The 18,992-nt window shown below is 61.7% G+C and carries 20 protein-coding genes; 14 read left to right on the plus strand and 6 right to left on the minus strand.

The features are described from left to right. Positions 1–46: 46 nt before the first annotated feature. Entirely contained in the window at positions 47–241 is a 195-nt protein-coding gene (locus tag Q0887_RS09675) for a hypothetical protein (RefSeq protein ID WP_299194354.1), read from the plus strand. Next, the gene (locus tag Q0887_RS09680; protein WP_299194356.1) at positions 238–1,125 is read left to right on the plus strand and encodes a fatty acid desaturase; all 888 of its coding nucleotides are present in this window, start codon (positions 238–240) and stop codon (positions 1,123–1,125) included. The genes Q0887_RS09675 and Q0887_RS09680 overlap by 4 nt, the downstream gene beginning before the upstream one ends. Positions 1,126–1,138: 13 nt before the next feature. Here Q0887_RS09680 and Q0887_RS09685 read toward each other — a convergent pair whose 3' ends face one another. Beyond that, entirely contained in the window at positions 1,139–2,263 is a 1,125-nt protein-coding gene (locus Q0887_RS09685; protein ID WP_299194357.1) for an isoaspartyl peptidase/L-asparaginase, read from the minus strand. 70 nt (positions 2,264–2,333) lie between these two features. Between Q0887_RS09685 and Q0887_RS09690 the strand changes: the two genes are divergently transcribed. Next, a complete protein-coding gene (locus tag Q0887_RS09690) occupies positions 2,334–3,284 on the plus strand; it encodes an SDR family NAD(P)-dependent oxidoreductase (RefSeq protein WP_299194359.1) in 951 nt (316 codons plus the stop codon). Between the two features lie 3 nt (positions 3,285–3,287). On the opposite strand, the gene Q0887_RS09695 is transcribed toward Q0887_RS09690, so the two are convergent. The 3 genes from Q0887_RS09695 to Q0887_RS09705 are packed head-to-tail and all read right to left on the minus strand — an operon-like array spanning position 3,288 to position 5,944. Then, positions 3,288–4,226 (minus strand): alpha/beta hydrolase, encoded by a 939-nt coding sequence (locus tag Q0887_RS09695; protein ID WP_299194360.1) that lies wholly within the window; start codon positions 4,224–4,226, stop codon positions 3,288–3,290. Positions 4,227–4,274: 48 nt separating this feature from the next. Then, complete coding sequence (locus tag Q0887_RS09700; RefSeq protein WP_299194361.1) at positions 4,275–5,090, minus strand: DNA-binding domain-containing protein; 816 nt, start codon at positions 5,088–5,090, stop codon at positions 4,275–4,277. Next, positions 5,087–5,944 (minus strand): DUF692 domain-containing protein, encoded by an 858-nt coding sequence (locus Q0887_RS09705; RefSeq protein WP_299194362.1) that lies wholly within the window; start codon positions 5,942–5,944, stop codon positions 5,087–5,089. The genes Q0887_RS09700 and Q0887_RS09705 overlap by 4 nt, the downstream gene beginning before the upstream one ends. 260 nt (positions 5,945–6,204) lie before the next feature. On the opposite strand from Q0887_RS09705, the gene Q0887_RS09710 reads away from it, so the two are divergent. From Q0887_RS09710 to Q0887_RS09750, 9 genes are all read left to right on the plus strand, one after another. Beyond that, the gene (locus tag Q0887_RS09710; protein WP_299194364.1) at positions 6,205–6,486 is read left to right on the plus strand and encodes a DUF2282 domain-containing protein; all 282 of its coding nucleotides are present in this window, start codon (positions 6,205–6,207) and stop codon (positions 6,484–6,486) included. Positions 6,487–6,567: 81 nt separating this feature from the next. Continuing rightward, on the plus strand, positions 6,568–7,029 hold the full coding sequence (locus Q0887_RS09715; protein ID WP_299194366.1) for a DoxX family protein: 462 nt from the start codon (positions 6,568–6,570) through the stop codon (positions 7,027–7,029). Between the two features lie 10 nt (positions 7,030–7,039). Continuing rightward, positions 7,040–7,570: a sigma-70 family RNA polymerase sigma factor gene (locus Q0887_RS09720; RefSeq protein WP_299194368.1), complete on the plus strand. Its 531-nt coding sequence runs from the start codon at positions 7,040–7,042 to the stop codon at positions 7,568–7,570. Position 7,571: 1 nt separating this feature from the next. Beyond that, on the plus strand, positions 7,572–8,231 hold the full coding sequence (locus Q0887_RS09725) for a DUF1109 domain-containing protein (protein WP_299194370.1): 660 nt from the start codon (positions 7,572–7,574) through the stop codon (positions 8,229–8,231). A gap of 212 nt (positions 8,232–8,443) precedes the next feature. Then, positions 8,444–9,592 carry a flavodoxin-dependent (E)-4-hydroxy-3-methylbut-2-enyl-diphosphate synthase gene (gene ispG, locus Q0887_RS09730; RefSeq protein WP_299194372.1) on the plus strand — a complete coding sequence of 383 codons (1,149 nt, stop codon included), beginning with the start codon at positions 8,444–8,446 and terminating at the stop codon, positions 9,590–9,592. Further along, positions 9,589–10,134: a thioredoxin family protein gene (locus Q0887_RS09735; RefSeq protein ID WP_299194375.1), complete on the plus strand. Its 546-nt coding sequence runs from the start codon at positions 9,589–9,591 to the stop codon at positions 10,132–10,134. Before ispG ends, Q0887_RS09735 begins: the two co-directional genes overlap by 4 nt. A gap of 32 nt (positions 10,135–10,166) precedes the next feature. After that, a complete protein-coding gene (locus tag Q0887_RS09740) occupies positions 10,167–11,090 on the plus strand; it encodes a histone deacetylase (protein ID WP_299194377.1) in 924 nt (307 codons plus the stop codon). Between the two features lie 40 nt (positions 11,091–11,130). Continuing rightward, positions 11,131–12,579 carry an NAD(P)-binding protein gene (locus Q0887_RS09745; RefSeq protein WP_299194378.1) on the plus strand — a complete coding sequence of 483 codons (1,449 nt, stop codon included), beginning with the start codon at positions 11,131–11,133 and terminating at the stop codon, positions 12,577–12,579. A gap of 58 nt (positions 12,580–12,637) precedes the next feature. Continuing rightward, positions 12,638–13,363 (plus strand): murein L,D-transpeptidase catalytic domain-containing protein, encoded by a 726-nt coding sequence (locus Q0887_RS09750; protein ID WP_299194380.1) that lies wholly within the window; start codon positions 12,638–12,640, stop codon positions 13,361–13,363. Here Q0887_RS09750 and Q0887_RS09755 read toward each other — a convergent pair. Continuing rightward, positions 13,360–14,721 (minus strand): L,D-transpeptidase family protein, encoded by a 1,362-nt coding sequence (locus tag Q0887_RS09755; protein ID WP_299194382.1) that lies wholly within the window; start codon positions 14,719–14,721, stop codon positions 13,360–13,362. The two genes, Q0887_RS09750 and Q0887_RS09755, sit on opposite strands and share 4 nt — an antisense overlap. Before the next feature lie 183 nt (positions 14,722–14,904). Here Q0887_RS09755 and Q0887_RS09760 point away from each other — a divergent pair, with 183 nt between their 5' ends. Further along, on the plus strand, positions 14,905–15,792 hold the full coding sequence (locus tag Q0887_RS09760) for a DMT family transporter (protein WP_299194384.1): 888 nt from the start codon (positions 14,905–14,907) through the stop codon (positions 15,790–15,792). Between the two features lie 89 nt (positions 15,793–15,881). Here the strand turns inward: Q0887_RS09760 and Q0887_RS09765 are convergent, their stop codons facing one another. Continuing rightward, the gene (locus Q0887_RS09765; RefSeq protein ID WP_299194385.1) at positions 15,882–16,055 is read right to left on the minus strand and encodes a hypothetical protein; all 174 of its coding nucleotides are present in this window, start codon (positions 16,053–16,055) and stop codon (positions 15,882–15,884) included. Positions 16,056–16,308: 253 nt separating this feature from the next. On the opposite strand from Q0887_RS09765, the gene acnA reads away from it, so the two are divergent. Next, positions 16,309–18,981: an aconitate hydratase AcnA gene (acnA, locus tag Q0887_RS09770; RefSeq protein WP_299194386.1), complete on the plus strand. Its 2,673-nt coding sequence runs from the start codon at positions 16,309–16,311 to the stop codon at positions 18,979–18,981. The last annotated feature ends 11 nt before the right edge of the window (positions 18,982–18,992 follow it).

The raw sequence follows: 18,992 nt of genomic DNA on the forward strand, positions 1-18,992 counted from the left end.
TCCCCAATCGAGTGGCAATCTGCTACTGTTTGTACGGGAGAGAATGATGGAACACGCACTCAAACTGATCGCCGGAGTCTTGCCGCTGATCTTTGCCTTTGCCTTTCTGGTGCCGGTGATCGATCAGGGAATGCGCGCGCTTGAGATTAATGCGCCGTTCGGCCTTACCACTCTCACCTTCGCGCTCATCATTGGCGGCGTATGGGGGACCATCGCAAAGCTGACCGGGAGGTGGGTGTGAGCGCAGCAGACGTGACCATTCCGGCAGACCTGTCGCAGCTCTCTGACGCCGAGTTGCGCAAGCTTGAGAACAAGATCGCGCGCAAACATTCGGGCATGTTCCCGTGGCTCGCTGTAGTCTGGGCTTTCGGCAATCTGGCCGTGTGGCTGGCGCTATGGCCGCTGGTGTTTTCGGGGCTGCTGCCGCTGTGGGCCGCATTCCCGATTGCGGTGGTCAATATGAGCCTCGTCTACCTGCCCACGCATGAAGCGCAGCATGACATTATCGCGCGTCCCGGGACGAAGCTGCGCTGGCTCAACGAGTTGGTTGGCCATGCCACCACGTGGTTGATCGTGGCTCCGTTTCAGGTGCTGCGGATCACCCATCTCGACCATCACCGGCACACAAATGATCCCGAGCTTGATGTCGATATCACGACCAAAGCTCCGGGGCCGTGGAGCGCGCTGTGGGGGACCATTCAGGCACGGCAACCAGAGGCAAAGCGCAATTCCGATTACGCCGCCGCTCTCATACGCGCGGATCGCCCCGACCTTGTAGTGCTCTCGCTGGCCTACAACCTTGGCTTTATCGCCATTCTTGGCGGGCTGGCGTGGAGTGGCTTTGCGCTCGAAGCGCTGTTCCTGTGGTGGCTCCCCAGGCAGATTTCCCAATCCTACCTGCTGTTCTTCCTGTCATGGGCGCCGCATCATCCGGGCAATGAGCAAGGCCGCTATCGCAACACGCGCAGCTGGCGCTCGAAGGTCGGCAACATCGGGTCGATGGGGATGCAGTTTCATATCGTGCACCACCTGCACCCCTATATCCCGCTCGACCGCACACCGGCGGCCTATCGCGAGATGAAGCCGATCCTCGAAGCGCGCGGCTGCGAGTTGGGCGGGCGTTAGAGCCCGGAGCGGTTTAGTGGTCAGGCGTTTCGGACGCTTCGGCTTCGACGTGCCCGCCAAAAATCGCCACTTCGTTCACTCCATCACTGGTCGCGCGGCCGCGATACATGCCAGTTGTGTTGAAGCTGAAGAGCGCATGGCCTTCAGGTGTTACGAGGATAACCCCACCATCGCCGCCGAGTTCGGCGACTTCGGCCATGACGGAGTCAATGACAGTTTGCTGGAAACTCTTGTTGGGGCGCTGCGATCGCATCGTGTTCAAAACACGCTCTAGTTCGGTCAATGCCTCGCGTCCCGTGAACGTCTCGCGATTGTAACCGATCCGCAACCGAGTGCAAATCTCCTGCGCCACGCCCACGCGAATGAAATACTCGCCCCAGCCGGTCGCGGACACAGCGCAGCTGCGGTTATCGGCATAAGTCCCCGCGCCAATCACCGGCGCATCACCGATCCGGCCCCAGCGCTTGCCGGTCATGCCGCCGGTCGACGTGCCCGCCGCCAGATTGCCGTCCATATCGAGCGCCACCGCGCCCACGGTCCCGAATTTGTGATCGACATCGAGCGCGGACAGAGCTTCGGCGCGCATTCGTTCGAGCGAGCGCCGCCGCGCCTCGGTGGCGAACCATTCGGGCGGGGTCACTTCAAAGCCCTGCTCGACTGCAAACTGCTCCGCGCCTTCGCCCATCAGGAAGACATGCGGGCTGCCGGTGCGTACACGGTCCGCCAGCAGGATCGGATTGCGCACGGTTGTCACCCCCGTCACCGCGCCCGCGCTGCGATCGCGTCCATCCATAATCGAGGCGTCGAGTTCGTTCGTGCCCTCCCAAGTGAACACCGCCCCGCGCCCCGCATTGAACAGCGGATTGTCCTCCATTGGGATGATCGCGGCCTGCACTGCATCCATCGCGCTGCCACCATTGGCGAGAATTTCGGACCCGGCATCGAGCGCCTGCTGCAAGGCCGCTTCGTAAGCCGCGCGCCGCTCAGGCGTCATCCGGTCAGGATCAAGCGTGCCTGCCCCGCCATGGATCGCGATCGACCAGCGGGGCTCGGCATCCTCATTCTCTTGCGCCGAAGCAAGGGTGGGAAACAAGGCGAACAAAGTCGCGGCGACTGCGCAAAGGATAGTGCTTTTCATGACCCGAATAGGCTACCCCATTTGCACGCATCACACCAAACAACATTTGAACAGGCGAGAGGCAGGCACGATGAGCAATTTCGGACACCAGAGCACAACGGACGAGGTGCTCGCGGGCAAAGACCTTTCGGGCAAGACCGTTTTCATCACCGGCGGTAATTCGGGGCTGGGTCAGGAAACCGGGCGCGCAATGGCTGCAAAGGGCGCGCATGTCGTGCTGGCGGGGCGCGATCCGGCCAAGCTCGACGAAGCGGCCGCCGCGATCCGGTCCGAGCAGGCAGACGCCAATGTCGAGACGATCCTGTGCGACCTTGGCTCGCTCGACAGCGTGCGCGCATGCGGGGCGGAGGCAAATGAGCGCTTAGACAAGATCGATCTGCTCATCAACAATGCCGGGATCATGGCAACGCCAAAGGGCGAGACTTCGGACGGGTTCGAAAGCCAGTTCGGCACCAACCATCTGGGCCATTTCGTCCTGACCAAAGGCCTGATGCCGCTGGTTGAGAAGGGGGCGGATAAGCGCATCGTCAACCTGTCGAGCCGTGGCCACCACTTTGCGCCGGTCGATTTCGATGACCCCAATTTCGAAACCACCGATTATGTGCCCTTCGTCAGTTATGGCCGTTCCAAGACCGCCAATGTCCTCTTTTCGGTAGGGCTGGAGCAGCGCTTTGCTGACAGAGGCGTGCACGCCTACGCGGTCCATCCGGGCGGGATCCAGACCAACCTCGGTCGCCATATGAGCGAGGAACAATCGGCCGCGCTGATCGAGCGTATCACCAAGACCGATCCAGGCTTCGAATGGAAGACCATCCCCCAAGGCGCAGCGACATCATGCTGGGCTGCGACCGCCGAAGAGCTCGAAGGGCAAGGCGGGGTATACTGCGAGGATTGCCACGTCGCCGAGATCGACAATGACAGCCCCACGCAAGGCGTGCGCAGCTATGCGCTGGATCAGGCCAATGCCGATGCGCTGTGGGAAATGTCGGAGCGGATGACGGGCGAGACGTTCTCCGCTTAGGGCTTACTCCGCGAGGAAGTCAGCCAGCAGTGCCAGCGTATCCTTGGACTCCCGCGTTGGCAGGACCGCCATGAAGACATGCGGTGCAGCCTCATATTCGTAGAGCTTCGCGTCGACGCTTGCTTCGCGAAGCCTGCCGGTGAAGCTGCGCGAATCCACGATGAAGAGGTCGTGCCGCCCGGTCCAGATGCGGGTCGGCGGCAAAGCGGACAGTTCCTCCTGCGCGGCGTAAAGCGGGCTGCATTCCGGCCCGCCAGCATCGCGATCACCCGACCAGATTTCGCCCAGCGCGCGCAGAGCGCCGATCTTGAGCATGAAATCATGCGGCTCGACCGCGCGCATGGCTTCGTCTTTCATCGTCACGTCCAGCCACGGGGCGAACAGTGCGAGCTTACCCGGCTGCGGCCCGCCTGCCTTGGCAAGACGCAGCGCAAGGGCGAGCGCCATGTGCCCGCCTGCGCTGTCGCCGTTGAGGATGATCTTGGCCGGATCGTGGTCCGCAGCGACCTTGGCAAAGACCGCGTCGGCCAGATCGTCCTGCATCTTGTAGCTCGCCTCGGGCGCAACGTCATAGAGCGGCAGCGTGATGCTCACCCCGCATTTGTCGACCATCGCGCCGGCGAGCGGCCAGTGCACGTCGAACATCGGCAGGACAAATCCGCCGCCGTGGAAATAGATCATATGCCACTCGCCCGGTCCCGCCTTCGGGTGCAGCGTGACGACCTGCTGGCCTGCAGCCTCCCAGCGCTCGACCCGATATTTCTGCTCGAACTTGGCAGGCATCGGGGCGTCGGGCGGGATATTGCGGCCATCGAGGAAAGCGGCGACCTGCGATGGATCGGTGGGAAAGACCGATTTGCGCTTGCTCATCAGCCAGCGCACCGCGCGCATTGTGAAGCTCGCGCTCGCGCTGCGCAGCTCGATTGAAGTGTCGCTCGTCATTGCCTCTTTCCCCTTTGGTAAGGGAACGTGGACGAGACGCCGCTCAAGTCAAGTTTCGGCTGGCGCGAGCGGAGGATTGATCGCGGTAATCATCCCTTCCTTGAGCCACTGCCCCAGCATCGCGCCTGCGCGCATTGCGGCGTTCTGGATCGCTTCTGCATCGGGTTCGGCATCTTCGCCAAGGACCAGCGCGATCAGATCGCCATAGCTCGCGCCCTGCTGCATCGCGGTGATCGCGGCCTCGTGGTCGGGGTCGAACAGCGCGAATGTCGGGCGCTCGCCGTCGCGCCACGCGATGCAGGTTCGAGGGGATTCGAGGCGCGCATCGAGGCTTTGGCGCTCCTCGCTAGCAAGCATGCGCCACAGCGCTTCGAGATCGTGATCGACCTGCCGGACTTGCAGGCGCGGTTGAAAGCCCAGCCGCAGCCCCTCCCAATCCGCATCGCCAAATTCTGCTGTCGCGGCGGCGAGGTCTTGCGGGCCGATCGGCGTCGTGTCGGGCGCGGTCGCAAGGCCAAGCATCGCCCATTCGAGCCATGCAATCTCGGCGGCTTCGGGATTGTCCTTGAAGAAGCTCGCGCAGGTTTGCGCAAAGCCTTGACCCGCCTCGTCAATGGTCCAACCCGAAGGCGGATGGCTGATCGCGTGATTGATGCTCGCCTGCGCAAACGGGCCTTCGCCAACATAGGCGCGGGTGCGCTGATAGGTTTCGGCGAGCGCGCCCATCAGAGCTGACCGGTAATTGCCGCGATAGACCGCCATTCCCGCGGCTTGCGAATTGCCCCAGCCGCTCGGCAAGGGAGCGCCTTCATCGAGGATCGCGCGCAGGAATGCGGCCTGCCTGTCAGCCAGCGAAGTGCTCATGCGGGGACCAGCGCCTCTTCAGCAATCGAACGAGCGCGCTCGAGTTCGGCAAGCAGTTCGGGCAAAGGAGGGATGTGATCGTCACGCTCGATCATGGTGGCAACCGGTTCGCGCAGCATGGCGATGGCCTTGGCATAGAGCGCCCAGACGCCTTCGCTCACTTCGCGGTCATGCGTGTCGATAATGATGTCGCGCTCCGCCGTCGCCGGATCATGGCCTGCAAGATGTATCTGGCGCACCCGGTCGAGCGGCAAACCCGCAAGATATTCCTCCGCTGAAAAGCCGTGATTGCGGGCCGAGACATAGATGTTGTTCACGTCGAGCAGCAGATAGCAGCCTGTGCGCCGCGTCATTTCGGTGAGGAATTCCCACTCGCTCATCTCGTCTTCGGGAAAGGTGAGATAGCTGGACGGATTTTCAAACAGCATCGCGCGGCCCAGCGCCTCCTGCGCAGAATCGATATTCGCGCAGACCGCCGAGAGCCCTTCCTCCGTGAGCGGCATCGGCAGCAGATCGTGCGAGTTATGCGCGCTGGTGCGGGTCCAGCACAGGTGATCGGACACCCAGAGCGGTTCGATCCTTTGCTCCAGCTGTTTAAGCTCCGCCAGATAATCCGCATCCAGACCCTCGGCAGACCCGATCGACATCGAGACGCCGTGAATGATGACAGGCAATTTCGCGCGCACCTGCTCCAGAATGCGCAGCTGGCGTCCGCCCTCGATCATGTAATTCTCGCTGATCACCTCGACGAAATCGACCGGAATGTCGTGCTCCAGAAAATCGTCGTAATGCGTGCGCCTAAGGCCCAGCCCGAAGCCGCCAAAGGGTGAGATCGTATCGTGATGCGTTGGCATATCGGCCTCTTATAGCAAAGAATGCGGCTTGTGGATCACCCACGCCATCGCGCGCGTGATACTTGACTTGGTGTTCGCACGTGGATTGCCGTGCGTTACATTGCACCGCGGACAATGTAGTGGTCTTCAAATGGGGAATGACATGGGGAAGGCGCGCAAGAATTTTCGGCCATTGTAACCGCTCGCTGCAACCCTGCGAATGAGGGTTCAGTGACGGCATTCCCTACACGCCGCCACATGAAGCGTTTTGGAGAATTATGATGAAAGCCAAGTCTATTGCCGGGATCGCCGGTATTGCTCTTACCGCCGGTATTGCTGCCGGTCTCGCCTCTACCCCGGTTGCCGCACAAGGCGCAAAAGAGCGCTGCTACGGAGTTGCGCTTGCTGGCAAGAATGACTGCGCTGCCGGCCCCGGCACCAGCTGTGCGGGCACCTCGACCCGCGACTATCAGGGCAATGCCTGGACCTATGTCGACAAGGGCACTTGCACCAGCATCGAAACCCCCAAGGGTAACGGCTCGCTGACCCCGATCGACCGGTAATCACAATCAAGGATGGCGGCCTGTCAGGCAAGACAGCAGGCCGTCACCTTCACTTTTAAGGAGGAAATTATGGGTGGACTGATGTCTCTTTGGAACCGCGTAACCGGTGTGCTTTCGGGCACAGTGTTTGAAAGCATCGCCTTGCTTTTTGCCCGCGTCGCGCTGGGCCTGATCTTTTTCCGGTCATACCAGACCAAGGTCGAGGAAGGCACATGGTTCTCGATCAACGAAGTCCAGTACTTCATCTTCGAGAACGAGTTTACCGGCCTTCCGCTGCCATCCGACATTGCGGTGCCGCTGACGACCTATGCCGAGTTTCTGTTCCCGGTCCTGCTTATCGCTGGCCTGTTCAGCCGCCTTTCGGCCGCTGCGCTCGCAGTGATGGCACTGGTGATCCAGATCTTCGTGTTCCCGACATGGAGCCATTTCTTCGGCTGGGACATTACCGTGCTCGCACTGGCGGCCATCATCATCAGCCGCGGACCGGGCCTTATCAGCCTCGACGCGCTGCTGAGCCGTTTTACCGGCAACAAGGCCGCCTGAGCAGCCTCTCATGGTAGCTGACGAACCCACCCTCGCCCGCCTCATGGCAGCGACACAGGACGGCGATAAAGCCGCCGGTAATGTGTTGCTGTCCGAGGTCGGGCTCTGGCTGGAGCGGTATTTCCGCCGCCGCGTTCCGCCGCACTCGATCGATGATCTGGTGCAGGATGTGCTGATCGCGTTTTACACCAAGCGGGCGAGCTGGGATCCGGCGCGCCCGTTCCTGCCGTGGCTGGCGGCGATTGCGCGCTATCGCTGGGTCGATCACCTGCGCAAAGTCTACAAGCACGACAGCAAGGAACTGATGGAAGACGATGCGGCGCAGGACAGCGATGAAGAAGTTGTCATGGCCCGCGTCAGCCTTGACCGGTTGTTCGGACAATTGCCCGACAAACAGGCCGAGGTGATCGAAATGGTCAAGATTGAAGGCCTCTCTATCCGCGAGGCCGCCGAAAAGACCGGGCAAAGCGAAAGCTTGGTCAAAGTGAATATCCATCGCGGCCTTAAGAAGCTGGCCACCATGGTTGAGAAAGCTGATTGAGATGAAGAATTACGATAGCCGCGAAAAGCTGATTGCAGCGCTGACAGAAGAATTGGAGCTGGTAAGCCGGGTGACGCCGACGCAAGGCATGATGCTGATTGCCTTTGCGACGCTGATTGCGGCAGCCGCCTCGATTGCGGGCTTCGAATTCTGGAGCGGCATGCTGACCGGCGAGGCCTCGGGCTTTTTCTGGATCACCAATGGCTTGCTCCTTGTGCTGGGACTGGCAAGCACCGGCGCGCTGGTCGCAGGCGCGTTGCCGCGTGTCGGCGCGCGCGGGAATGCCCCCGAATGGTCGGCTCTTATGCTGGCTGTGGTGCCGCTCGCAGCTGTGCTGGTGCTGGCATCGGGCGGAGCGGGTCATGAACATGCAAGCCTCGCCAGTCCGACTTTGTGGTACTGGCCGTGCGCGGCGGCTTCGGTGAGCGCGGCGATGCTGGTCGGTGTCGCTGCGGTGCTGTTCCTACGCCGCGGCGCTCCGGTTTCAATCGAGCGTTCCGGCTGGCTCACAGGGCTTTCCGCAGGAGCCTTGGGCACGCTGGCTTATGGTATCACATGTCCGCTGGATTCGCTGGGCCATGTCGGGATCGTGCATGTCTTGCCAGTTGCGATTTCGGCGGTGATCGGCCGTCTGGTCGTGCCCCCGCTGATCCGCTGGTAGTTTTTTGGACGAACAGGCGCTTTCCTACACCGGACGCGCAATGCTAAGTCAGCGACCATGATTAGGGTCGCAAATTTGCGAGTTTGCCTCCATATGGGCCGTGCAGTCTTTGGCTGCGCGGCCCAAGTGCTATTTGGGCGGAATTTTTTAGCTCTAGGACCGTGTAACATGCGGTCCATGTCTCAACGTATCGCAGGAAAGCGGCCAGTTAAATGAACGCAATCCGCCCTTGGCGCACAATCGAACGGCGCGAATGCCGCCAGATCATGGTCGGCGATGTGCCGATTGGCGGCGATGCGCCGATTGCGGTGCAGACCATGACCAACACGCCGACAGAGGATGCGGTGGCGACGATCGACCAGATCCGCCGCTGCGAGGATGCCGGGTGTGACATCATCCGCGTCTCGTGCCCGACCGAGGAATCGACCAAGGCCTTCTCCAAGATCACCAAGGCCGCGCGCATCCCGGTGGTTGCCGATATCCACTTCCACTACAAACGCGCCCTCGAAGCCGCCGATGGCGGCGCCGCCTGCCTGCGCATCAACCCCGGCAATATCGGATCATCCCAGCGCGTTGCCGAGGTTGTCCGCGCGGCCAAGGCCAATGGCTGCGCGATCCGCATCGGCGTGAACGCAGGGTCGCTGGAAAAGGACTTGCTGGAGAAGTATGGCGAGCCCTGCCCTGAGGCTCTGATCGAAAGCGCGCTCGACCATATCAAGCTGTTGCAGGACCACGACTTCCACGACTTCAAGGTGGCGGTGAAAGCCAGCGATGTGTTCCTAGCGGTCGCCGCCTATCACGGTCTGGCCGAAGCGGTGGACTGCCCGCTGCATCTTGGCATCACCGAAGCGGGCGGTCTGATCGGCGGGACGGTCAAGTCCAGCATCGGCATGGGTTCGCTGCTATGGGCCGGGATCGGCGACACGATCCGCGTCTCGCTTTCAGCTGAACCGGAGCAAGAGGTGAAGGTCGGCTACGAGATACTCAAAGCGCTCGGCCTGCGCACACGCGGCGTGCGCGTCGTCTCCTGTCCGAGTTGCTCGCGCCAGGGCTTCGACGTGATCCGCACGGTTGAGGCGTTGGAAAAGCGGCTCGAACACATCAAGACCCCGATGAGCCTCTCGGTGCTCGGCTGCGTGGTCAATGGCCCGGGCGAAGCGCGCGAGACCGATATCGGCCTTACCGGCGGCGGATCGGGCAAGCACATGGTCTACCTCTCCGGCGTCAAGGCGCACACGGTCGATGACGAAGACACGCTCGACCACATCGTGAAGCTGGTCGAAGAAAAGGCCGCGAAGATCGAGGCCGGTGACGAAGTCGCCTTCGACCCGCATGCAAAGCCAATGGAGGCCGCCGAATGATCCGCCCCATTATCGCAGGCCTCGCCGCCGCGCTCCTGCTGGTCGGCTGTGCAACCGTCGCAGACACTGTGGCGCATAGCGCGCATGACTACCCCGAGGCGCGCTCCTACGTTGTCTCCGACAATGCGATGGCCGATGTCGACGCCGCGCTCGCCCTCGCTGCCGAGAGCGAGAAACGCGTGTTGCTCGTCATGGGCGCCAACTGGTGCCACGACAGCCGCGCGCTCGCCGGATGGCTGGAGACGGAGCGCTTCGCCGCGCTGGTCGAAGCCGAATACGAGCTGGTCTTCGTCAATATCGGCACCCCGCAGTCAGAGGGCGACGGGCACAACCTGCACATCGCCCGCCGCTTCGGCCTTGACGACCTGCCCGGTACGCCCAACCTGCTGGTCGTCACCGCCGCCGCAGAGCTGGTCAACGCCGACACCGCCACCACCTGGCGCAACGCCGCCAGCCGCGAAGAAGACGCGATCTATGACGAGCTGGTGACGCTGGCGGACGCTCCTGTCCCACATGCCACCGCTTCTGACGAGGCAATCTAGCCCTGCTCCACGTCGTCCACCACGCCGACTACATGGCACCGCGTCCGGAGCGCGGGACGTTCAAGTTTGACAAGTACTACCTCGTGATGGAGGCCCTTCGCGAGTATGGGCGCGAGAGCGGCGCCCCCATCACCGAGCACGCCCCCGAGCCCGCGCCGCGCGAATGGCTCGAGGCGGTCCATGATCCCGCCTATGTCGAGGAGGTCTTCACAGCCTCGGTCCCGCGCGAGAAGGAGCGCCGGATTGGCTTCCCTGTGACAGAGCGCATCCGCGACAGGGTACGCCACACCAATGGCGGCACATGGCTCGCGGCGAAGCTGGCGAAGGAGCACGGCTATGCCGCGAACTCCGCCGCTGGAAGCCACCACGCGCTGGCCGACACAGGCGCAGGCTATTGCGTGTTCAACGACCTTGCCGTGGCCTCTAATCGCCTACTTGCAGAACGCGATGCAAGCCGCATCCTGATCGTCGATCTCGACGTGCATCAGGGCGACGGCACCGCCAGCCTGACCGCAGGCCGCGAGGACATTTTCACGCTCTCACTCCATGCCGAGAAGAACTTCCCTGCTCGCAAGGCCCGCTCAAGCCGCGATGTCGGCCTGCCCGACGGCATGGATGATGACGGCTATATGGAGGCGCTCGATGCGCATCTGCCCGGCATCATTGACAGTTTTGCACCCGACCTCGTGCTCTATCAGGCGGGTATCGATCCGCATGTCGATGACGCGCTCGGCAGACTGTCATTGACCGATGCCGGACTTGAACGCCGCGATCGCTATGTGGTGGCGCAGGCGCGATCTCGCGGGATCGCCATCGCTTCTGCACTGGGCGGCGGTTACGGCGATGACCAGCGCGCGGTGAGCGAGCGCCATGCGCGCTCGATGCTGGCGATGGCCGACGAGAATATACGGCATTCACAAGCCGTGTCTCAGCCGGTGTCGCAACGCGCTCGATGATGCTAAGCCCGCGCCACACACTGACTTGCGGAACCCTCTGATGCACAACCACGAAACCGACTACCTCGTTATCGGAGCCGGCGCAGTCGGCATGGCCTTTGTCGACACTCTGCTTGACGAAGACCCGGACTGCCACGTCACCATTGTCGACAAGCATGCACGGCCCGGCGGGCACTGGAACGACGCATATTCCTTCGTCGCCTTGCATCAACCGAGCGCCAGCTACGGCGTCAATTCGCGCGAGATGTGCCCCGACCGTGTCGATCAGCACGGGCACAATGCGGGCATGTATCCGCTCGCCAAACATGCCGAGATTCTGTCCTATTACAGCAAGGTGATGAGCGAGACGCTGATCCCCAGCGGGCGCGTAACCTATCTGCCGCTTACTGAATATCGCGGAGGCAGCGATGGCCAGCACAAAGCGGTCAGCATCCTGTCGGGCGAGGAACACAGCTTCACCGTCCGGCGCAAACTGGTCGATGGCACATGGTTCCAGACCTCGGTCCCCTCTACCCACACGCCGACCTACGAGATCGCAGAGGGGACGCGTTTTGCCATTCCGGGTGACCTCCCGCATCTCTGGCGCGACACGGACAATCTGCCCGCGCATTACTGCGCTATCGGCGGCGGCAAGACCGCGATGGACACCGCCGTCTGGCTGCTAGAAGCGGGCGTTGCGCCGGACAAAATCGACTGGGTGCGCCCGCGCGACAGCTGGATGTTCAACCGCAAACTGCTCCAGCCTGCGATGCATCACATCGAGGAGCTGATCCAGTTCCAACTCGATCTGGTCGAATGCGCCAATGGATCGGAAACCGGCGACGAGATGTTTGCCAAGCTTGACGAGCGCGGCACCATGCTCCGGATCGATCCCGAAGTGACGCCCAAGATGTTCCACTTCGCGGTGATCTCCGAAGGCGAGGTCGATCTGCTGCGCCAGATCACTAAGGTCCATCGCGGCAAGCGGGTCACCGCGCTTGAGCCGGATGCGATGCATTTCGGCGAAGAGCGCGTGGCGATGCCGGCAGACACTCTGTTCGTCGATTGCACCGCCGTCGCTGTCCCGTTCGAGGCGCGCGCGAACCAGCGGCGCTTCTTCGACGGCGACACGATCACACTCCAGCTCGCGCAGACGCCCTTCGTGCCTTACTCGGCCGCTCTGGGCGCATTTATCGAGGCGAATTTCGAAACCGACGAGGAGAAGAACAACCTCCTTCCCCCCGCGCCTTTGACCGATACCACCGACACCTATCCCTATGCGGTGATGGCCAATCTGATGAGCACCGCGATCCTATCATCCAACGAAAAGACCAATGCCTTCAACAGCAAGAGCCGTCTGCACCCGACCGGTCCGGCGATTGCAAAGATGATCGCTGACGGTGATCCGAGGCTCGCCAAGCTCGCCGAGGTGGGGCCGAAGATTCAAGGGGGCATGCCCGGTGTTATCAAGCTCGGCATGGCGGCCAAGGCGATCCATGAGGCGGGTTAACCCTTAGGTGAAAAGGGGATTCACTCCAGCGCCATCTTCTAGTATTAGGATTGCCGACATGAAACGCCGCGATATCTTGAAAGGCTCGCTGGTAGCCGGAGCCGCACTCGCTGCAACCGGTGCGCTTCCTTCGCTGTCAGCCAAGCTTTCTGCCCAACCCCGCGCTGGTTCGGCCCGCGACCGCACTCTCTTCGACATTGCCAAGCGCGAGCTTGATCGTGCAGGCGACGCCATCTGGCGGCGCGACATTGTCGGAATAGCAGATTTCGGCGTGCATTCGGCGCAGCAGCGGTTCTACTTCGTCAACCTCGACCGCGAAGAAGTGACCACCGCGCATTGCAGCCACGGGTCCGGATCAGACCCAGAGCATGATGGCTGGCTCAACTCTTATTCTAACGTCGAAGGCTCCAACGCGACCAGCAAAGGCGCTTATGTCACGTGGGAGTGGTATCAGGGCCGCTATGGCACTTCGGTGCGGCTCGGCGGGCTGGACGCGACCAATGACGCAGCGCTGCGCCGCTATATCGTGATGCACCGTGCTGCCTATGCCGAGCCGTCGCATATTGATCGCTGGGGCAGGCTCGGGCGTTCGAACGGCTGCTTTGCCTTTGGTCAAGAGCAATTCCGTTACGCCCTGCTCAACCTGTCCGGCGGGCGACTGCTGTTTGCCGATAGCCTGGGCCTGCAAGAAGACGGCGCAATGCTCAGCCGCGAGCAGCAATTGGCCGCGCTAACGCCGGATGAGCCGACGGCAGCGCAGCGATATAATCCGGGGCTTTTCTAAGCTTCCCCGCGCGGGTCGTTCTCGATCACGATCACTTCGTCATCGCTTTCGCCCGAGCGATTCTGGACGCGCGGTTGGTCTAGGCTCGCTAGCACCGGCGCGTCGCGGTTATAGATGTCGTCGAAGCTGCGCAGGTTTCCATCAATGTCCACGCCCATCGTGAAATAGGTGATGTAGGCGGGGAATTCCCGCTCGATCGGCACCTTGGTGTATTCGCCCGAAGTCGCGATCTCGACCGCTTCATCGCGGGTCGCGCCGCGCCCGAGGATTGCCATTGTGATCGCCAGCTCCAGCGCGCGCTCGGTACGGATGCAGCCGTGCGACAATGCGCGGTTTGCGTTGGCGAACAATCCGCGCGACGGCGTATCGTGGAAGAAGATCGCATGCGGGTTGGGCATTTCCAGCTTCATCCGGCCCAGCGAATTGCCCGGCCCCGGTTGCTGCACCACGGTGATCCAGCCATTCGAGCCGCGCGTTGCGGTATAGCCATTGCGGCGCGCCCATGCCGGATTGCCCAGCACGCGCTCGCCAAGACCTTCGCCAACTACGATGGATTGCGGCACGGTCCAGGTCGGGTTGAAGACAACGCCTTCGACCATTTCGGCAAGCTGCGGCGTCGCGGTGCGGCCCGGTTTGCCGACGATGGTGCGGTAGGTCTTGATAATCTCCTCGCCAACTGTCAGCCGCAGCTGGAATTCGGGAACATTGGTCATCAGGTAAAACCGCCCGAGATCGCGGGGGAGCCAGCGCCAGCGATCCATATTGGCGCGGATCAGCTTGCGCTTTGCCTCTTCGGTTTCAGGCGTGACCGCGAGCTCTTCACGAAGGCGGGCATAGTCGGAGTGGGTGGGGTTGAGTTTGGCGAGTACTCCCGCAACATCTCCGCTTTCCAACGCTTCTGTCAGCAAGTCACCGGTGCGGAAGCGGTCGCGGTCGGGGTCGACCACAAACCACTGCTCGCGCGCATCCATCGGGGTCCGGCCGTCGCGCAAATCTTCGACCAGCCAGACGAAATTCTTCGACGCCAATTCGTCGAGTTGTTCCGAGGCGCCGGCTGCTGCGAGCGTTTGCAGACCAGCCAGATTGTAATCGGATGGATCGAGTCCTTCGGCAGCAATCCCCTCGATAACGGCAATCAGAGCAGCAGCGTGATCGACATCCCAGCTTTGCACCATCGGTCCGGGAGGCGCGAGATCGCCCTGCACCAGCGGATCGGAGACCATTTGCGGGAAGGCTTCGTCGAATCTTGCATCCGCCTGCGCCTCGCCCGCGCTCCGCTCTTCCTGCGCAATCGCCCCGCTCGCCGCGAGCGTGGCTCCAGCGATCCCGATTGCCAAAGTGCTGACCCAATTGCGCATAATCTTCTCGTCCCGTGACGCTTGCCGCGCCGACGACCGGCACGCCTCAGCGCGTGATTGCAAATATACCCCTGTTTGACGATCTCTATCAAGCAAATCGGCTTTCGCTGCGATGAATCCCTGCACAGAGCAGGGATGCAATGCGCGTGACCTTTACCGGCCCCGCGATTAGGAGAGGCGCGCATGAGCACCCCTGCCCCCTCTCCGACCGGCAATGCGACCACGCGATTGCTGCCATTCGCAGCCGCGGCGCTTGGGGTCGGCTTCCTCTCACTGATGGACGCTTTTATGAAAGAAGCGGCGCTCATCACTGGTGCCTACACCGCGACCGTGTTGCGCAGCCTGGTCGGGGCGTCGATCATCGCGCCGTTCTGGCTGTGGCGCAAAGTTGGCTGGCCGACGCGCGAAGTGTTCAAGCTGCACCTGGAACGCGGGATAATTTCCGCCTTCATGGCATTGAGCTTCTTCTTCGCGCTAACCAAACTCCCGCTCGCAGAGGCCATAGCAATCAGCTTCATCGCGCCGCTCATCGCGCTCTATTTCGCGCGGGTTCTGCTGGGCGAGGAAATCCAGCCCAAGGCGATCTTGGCCAGTATTCTGGGCTTTATCGGTACGCTCGTCATTGTTGGCGGGCGGATCGGACAGGGAGAATTTGACAGCGACACCGCGCTTGGCCTCGCATCGCTGATTTTCTCCGCGCTGCTCTACGCCTACAATTTCATCGTGATCCGACGGCAGAGCCAGCGCGCGGGGCCGGTTGAAATCGCCACATTCCACAGCGGCATTGGCGGAGCGATCCTGCTGCTATTCGCACCCTTCCTCGGCACCATCCCTGAGAGTGAGGCCTTACTGCCCATTGCCGCAGCCGGTGCGCTGACCGTGGGGGGAGCAATGGCAATTGCCTGGGCCTATGCCAGAGCAGAGGCGCAGGCGCTTGTGCCAATCGAGTATTCGGGATTCTTGTGGGCGAGCCTGTTTGGTTGGGCCTTCTTCCGCGAGGCGGTGACGCTGCCCACCATTGCCGGCACGGCATTGATCGTCGCAGGCTGCTGGATAGCAACGCGCAAATAGACCCAATTGCAGGTGACGTCCGGAATCAGAGAAATGGCCACTTCCAACAGCGCCCTGGGGGGCACCGCAATTGACGCTGCTGGAAGTGGTTAGTCGCCCTTGGCCTGAACGGTGGCCTGGGACGAATGCGAACCGGTCTTGCCGCCGGCTGAATCCGAAAAAGCAAGGGCAGCACCGAAGCAAACGAGCACGACCATGACAGCGCCTATGATGCCGGCGGTCAGGCTCGCTTGTGTCGCCAAGAGGTCTTGGCCGTCTTCCATTGTGCGTACCCTCGAATTCCTCACTGGCATTGTCTTCGCACGATGTGGGGCAGGAGGTGAAGTAAACACTTGTAAAGACTCAGGGTCCGCTGGCGTGTATCGCTCAGCTATCGCAATCGACTCGCAAGTGTAGCGCGCCTCTTGACCTGACGGTCGCAGTCTAGCACTTGCCGCACCACATTCTTCGCACGCGCGCGAGGCCCTGTGCTTTTGGCCAGAGCCGCTGCGCCGCCAGACCAAAGGAAACACCCCGATGACAGCAACCGGCAAGGACACGCTCTCCACCCGTTCGAACCTTTCAGTGAACGGCAAGGACTACGCCTATTACTCGCTCTCCAAAGCAGCAGAGCAGCTGGGCGATATTTCAAAGCTGCCCACTTCGATGAAGGTGTTGCTCGAAAATTTGCTGCGCTTCGAGGATGAGGGCTTCACGGTCGGCAAAGAGCACATCCAGGCGATTGTTGACTGGCAGAACAATCCGGTCACCGGCAATGAAATCCAGTATCGCCCTGCGCGCGTTCTGTTGCAGGACTTCACCGGCGTGCCTTGCGTTGTCGATCTTGCCGCTATGCGCGATGCAATCAAGGAACTGGGCGGCGACACCGCCAAGATCAATCCGCAGGTTCCAGTGAACCTCGTGATCGATCACTCGGTCATGGTCGACGAGTTCGGCCATCCCAAGGCGATGGAAGCGAACATGGCGCTCGAATATGAGCGCAACGCGGAACGCTACGACTTCCTCAAATGGGGATCGAAGAGCTTTGAGAACTTTTCCGCTGTCCCTCCGGGCACGGGCATCTGCCATCAGGTAAACCTTGAACACATCGCCAAGGGCGTGTGGGCGAGCCAGGATGCGAGCGGCGCGATGGTTGCCTATCCTGACACTTGCGTCGGAACCGACAGCCACACCACCATGATTAATGGCCTTGGCGTGCTGGGCTGGGGCGTTGGCGGGATCGAAGCCGAAGCAGCGATGCTGGGCCAGCCGATCTCGATGCTGATCCCCGAAGTCGTTGGCTTCAAGCTGACCGGCCGGATGGCCGAAGGCGTGACCGCAACCGACCTCGTGCTGACCTGCGTGCAGATGCTGCGCGAAGTCGGCGTGGTGGGCCGCTTTGTTGAATTCTACGGCGAAGGCGTTGCCAGCCTCACCCTCGCCGACCGCGCGACCATCGCGAACATGGCACCCGAATATGGCGCGACTTGCGGGTTCTTCGGCATTGATGACAAGACGATCGAATATATGCGCCTTACCGGCCGCAGCGAAGACGAGATCGCTCTCGTCGAAGCCTACTCGAAAGAGCAAGGCATGTGGTTCGACCCGGCGCATGAGCCGGTCTTCTCGAACACGCTGGCACTCGATGTCGCTTCGGTCGTTCCCAGCCTCGCCGGGCCCAAGCGCCCGCAAGACCGCGTGATCCTTCCCGAGGTTGACGAGCTGTTCAACTCCGACCTCAAGACGATCTACAAGAAGGACGCGCCTGTCCGTACTGCTGTTGAAGGCAAGGACCACGATATTGGCGACGGCGATGTTGTGATTGCGGCGATCACGAGCTGCACCAACACCTCCAATCCCGACGTGCTGATCGCCGCCGGCCTCGTCGCCAAGAAGGCAAACGAGCGCGGCATGAAGCCAAAGCCGTGGGTGAAGACCTCGCTCGCGCCGGGTTCGCAGGTTGTGACCGACTACCTCGTCAAATCAGGGCTTCAGGACGATCTCAACGCGATCGGCTTTGACCTTGTTGGCTATGGCTGCACCACCTGCATCGGCAATAGCGGCCCGCTCGCTCCGCCGATCAGCAAGGCGATCAATGGCAACGATATCGTCGCGGCCAGCGTGCTGTCGGGCAATCGCAACTTCGAAGGCCGCGTCAGTCAGGATGTGCGCGCGAACTTCCTCGCATCGCCGCCGCTGGTTGTCGCCTATGCACTCAAAGGCACCGTCACCGAAGACATCACCACCACGCCACTTGGTCAGGACCAGGACGGCAACGATGTGATGCTCGCCGATCTTTGGCCCTCCAACGCCGAAGTCGCCGAACACCGCGCGGCCAATATCGATCGTTCGATGTTCGTGAAGCGCTATGCCAACGTCTATGACGGCGATGAGCACTGGCAGGCGATCACGGTTGAGCCGTCAGACACCTATCAATGGCGTGCAGGCTCAACCTACATCGCAAACCCGCCTTATTTCGAAGGCATGGGCATGGAGCCCGACGCGATTGCCGACATCATCGATGCAAAGCCGCTCGCGATCCTCGGCGATTCGGTCACGACCGATCACATCTCGCCCGCTGGTGCGATCAAGGAAGATTCGCCCGCCGGTTCGTATTTGAAGAGCAATCAGGTCGCGAAGAAGGACTTCAACTCCTACGGCTCGCGCCGCGGCAACCACGATGTGATGATGCGCGGCACCTTCGCCAATATCCGCATCAAGAACGAGATGGTTCCCGGTGTCGAAGGCGGCGAGACCACCTATAATGGCGAACAGATGCCGATCTACGACGCGGCCATGAAGCACAAGGCTGACGGCACTCCGCTGATCGTAGTCGGCGGCAAGGAATACGGCACTGGTTCGAGCCGCGACTGGGCAGCCAAGGGCACGATCTTGCTGGGTGTGCGCGCTGTGATCGTCGAAAGCTTTGAGCGCATCCACCGCTCCAACCTTGTCGGCATGGGCGTACTGCCGCTGCAGTTCAAAGATGGCGCCTCGCGCAACTCGCTCGGTCTGACTTCGGACGACACCTTCTCGCTCAAGGGTCTGGCTGACTTGACCCCGGGTCAGGATGTCGAGGTCGAAGTCACCCGCAAGGATGGCACGACCTTCAGCTTCAACGCGCTCTGCCGGATCGATACGGCGAACGAGATGGAGTATTACCGCAATGGCGGCATCCTCCATTACGTGCTGCGCAAACTGGCTGCCTAAAGGAGCATTCC

Origin of the sequence: uncultured Erythrobacter sp. (genome assembly GCF_947492365.1) — a bacterium.
GTDB lineage: Bacteria > Pseudomonadota > Alphaproteobacteria > Sphingomonadales > Sphingomonadaceae > Erythrobacter.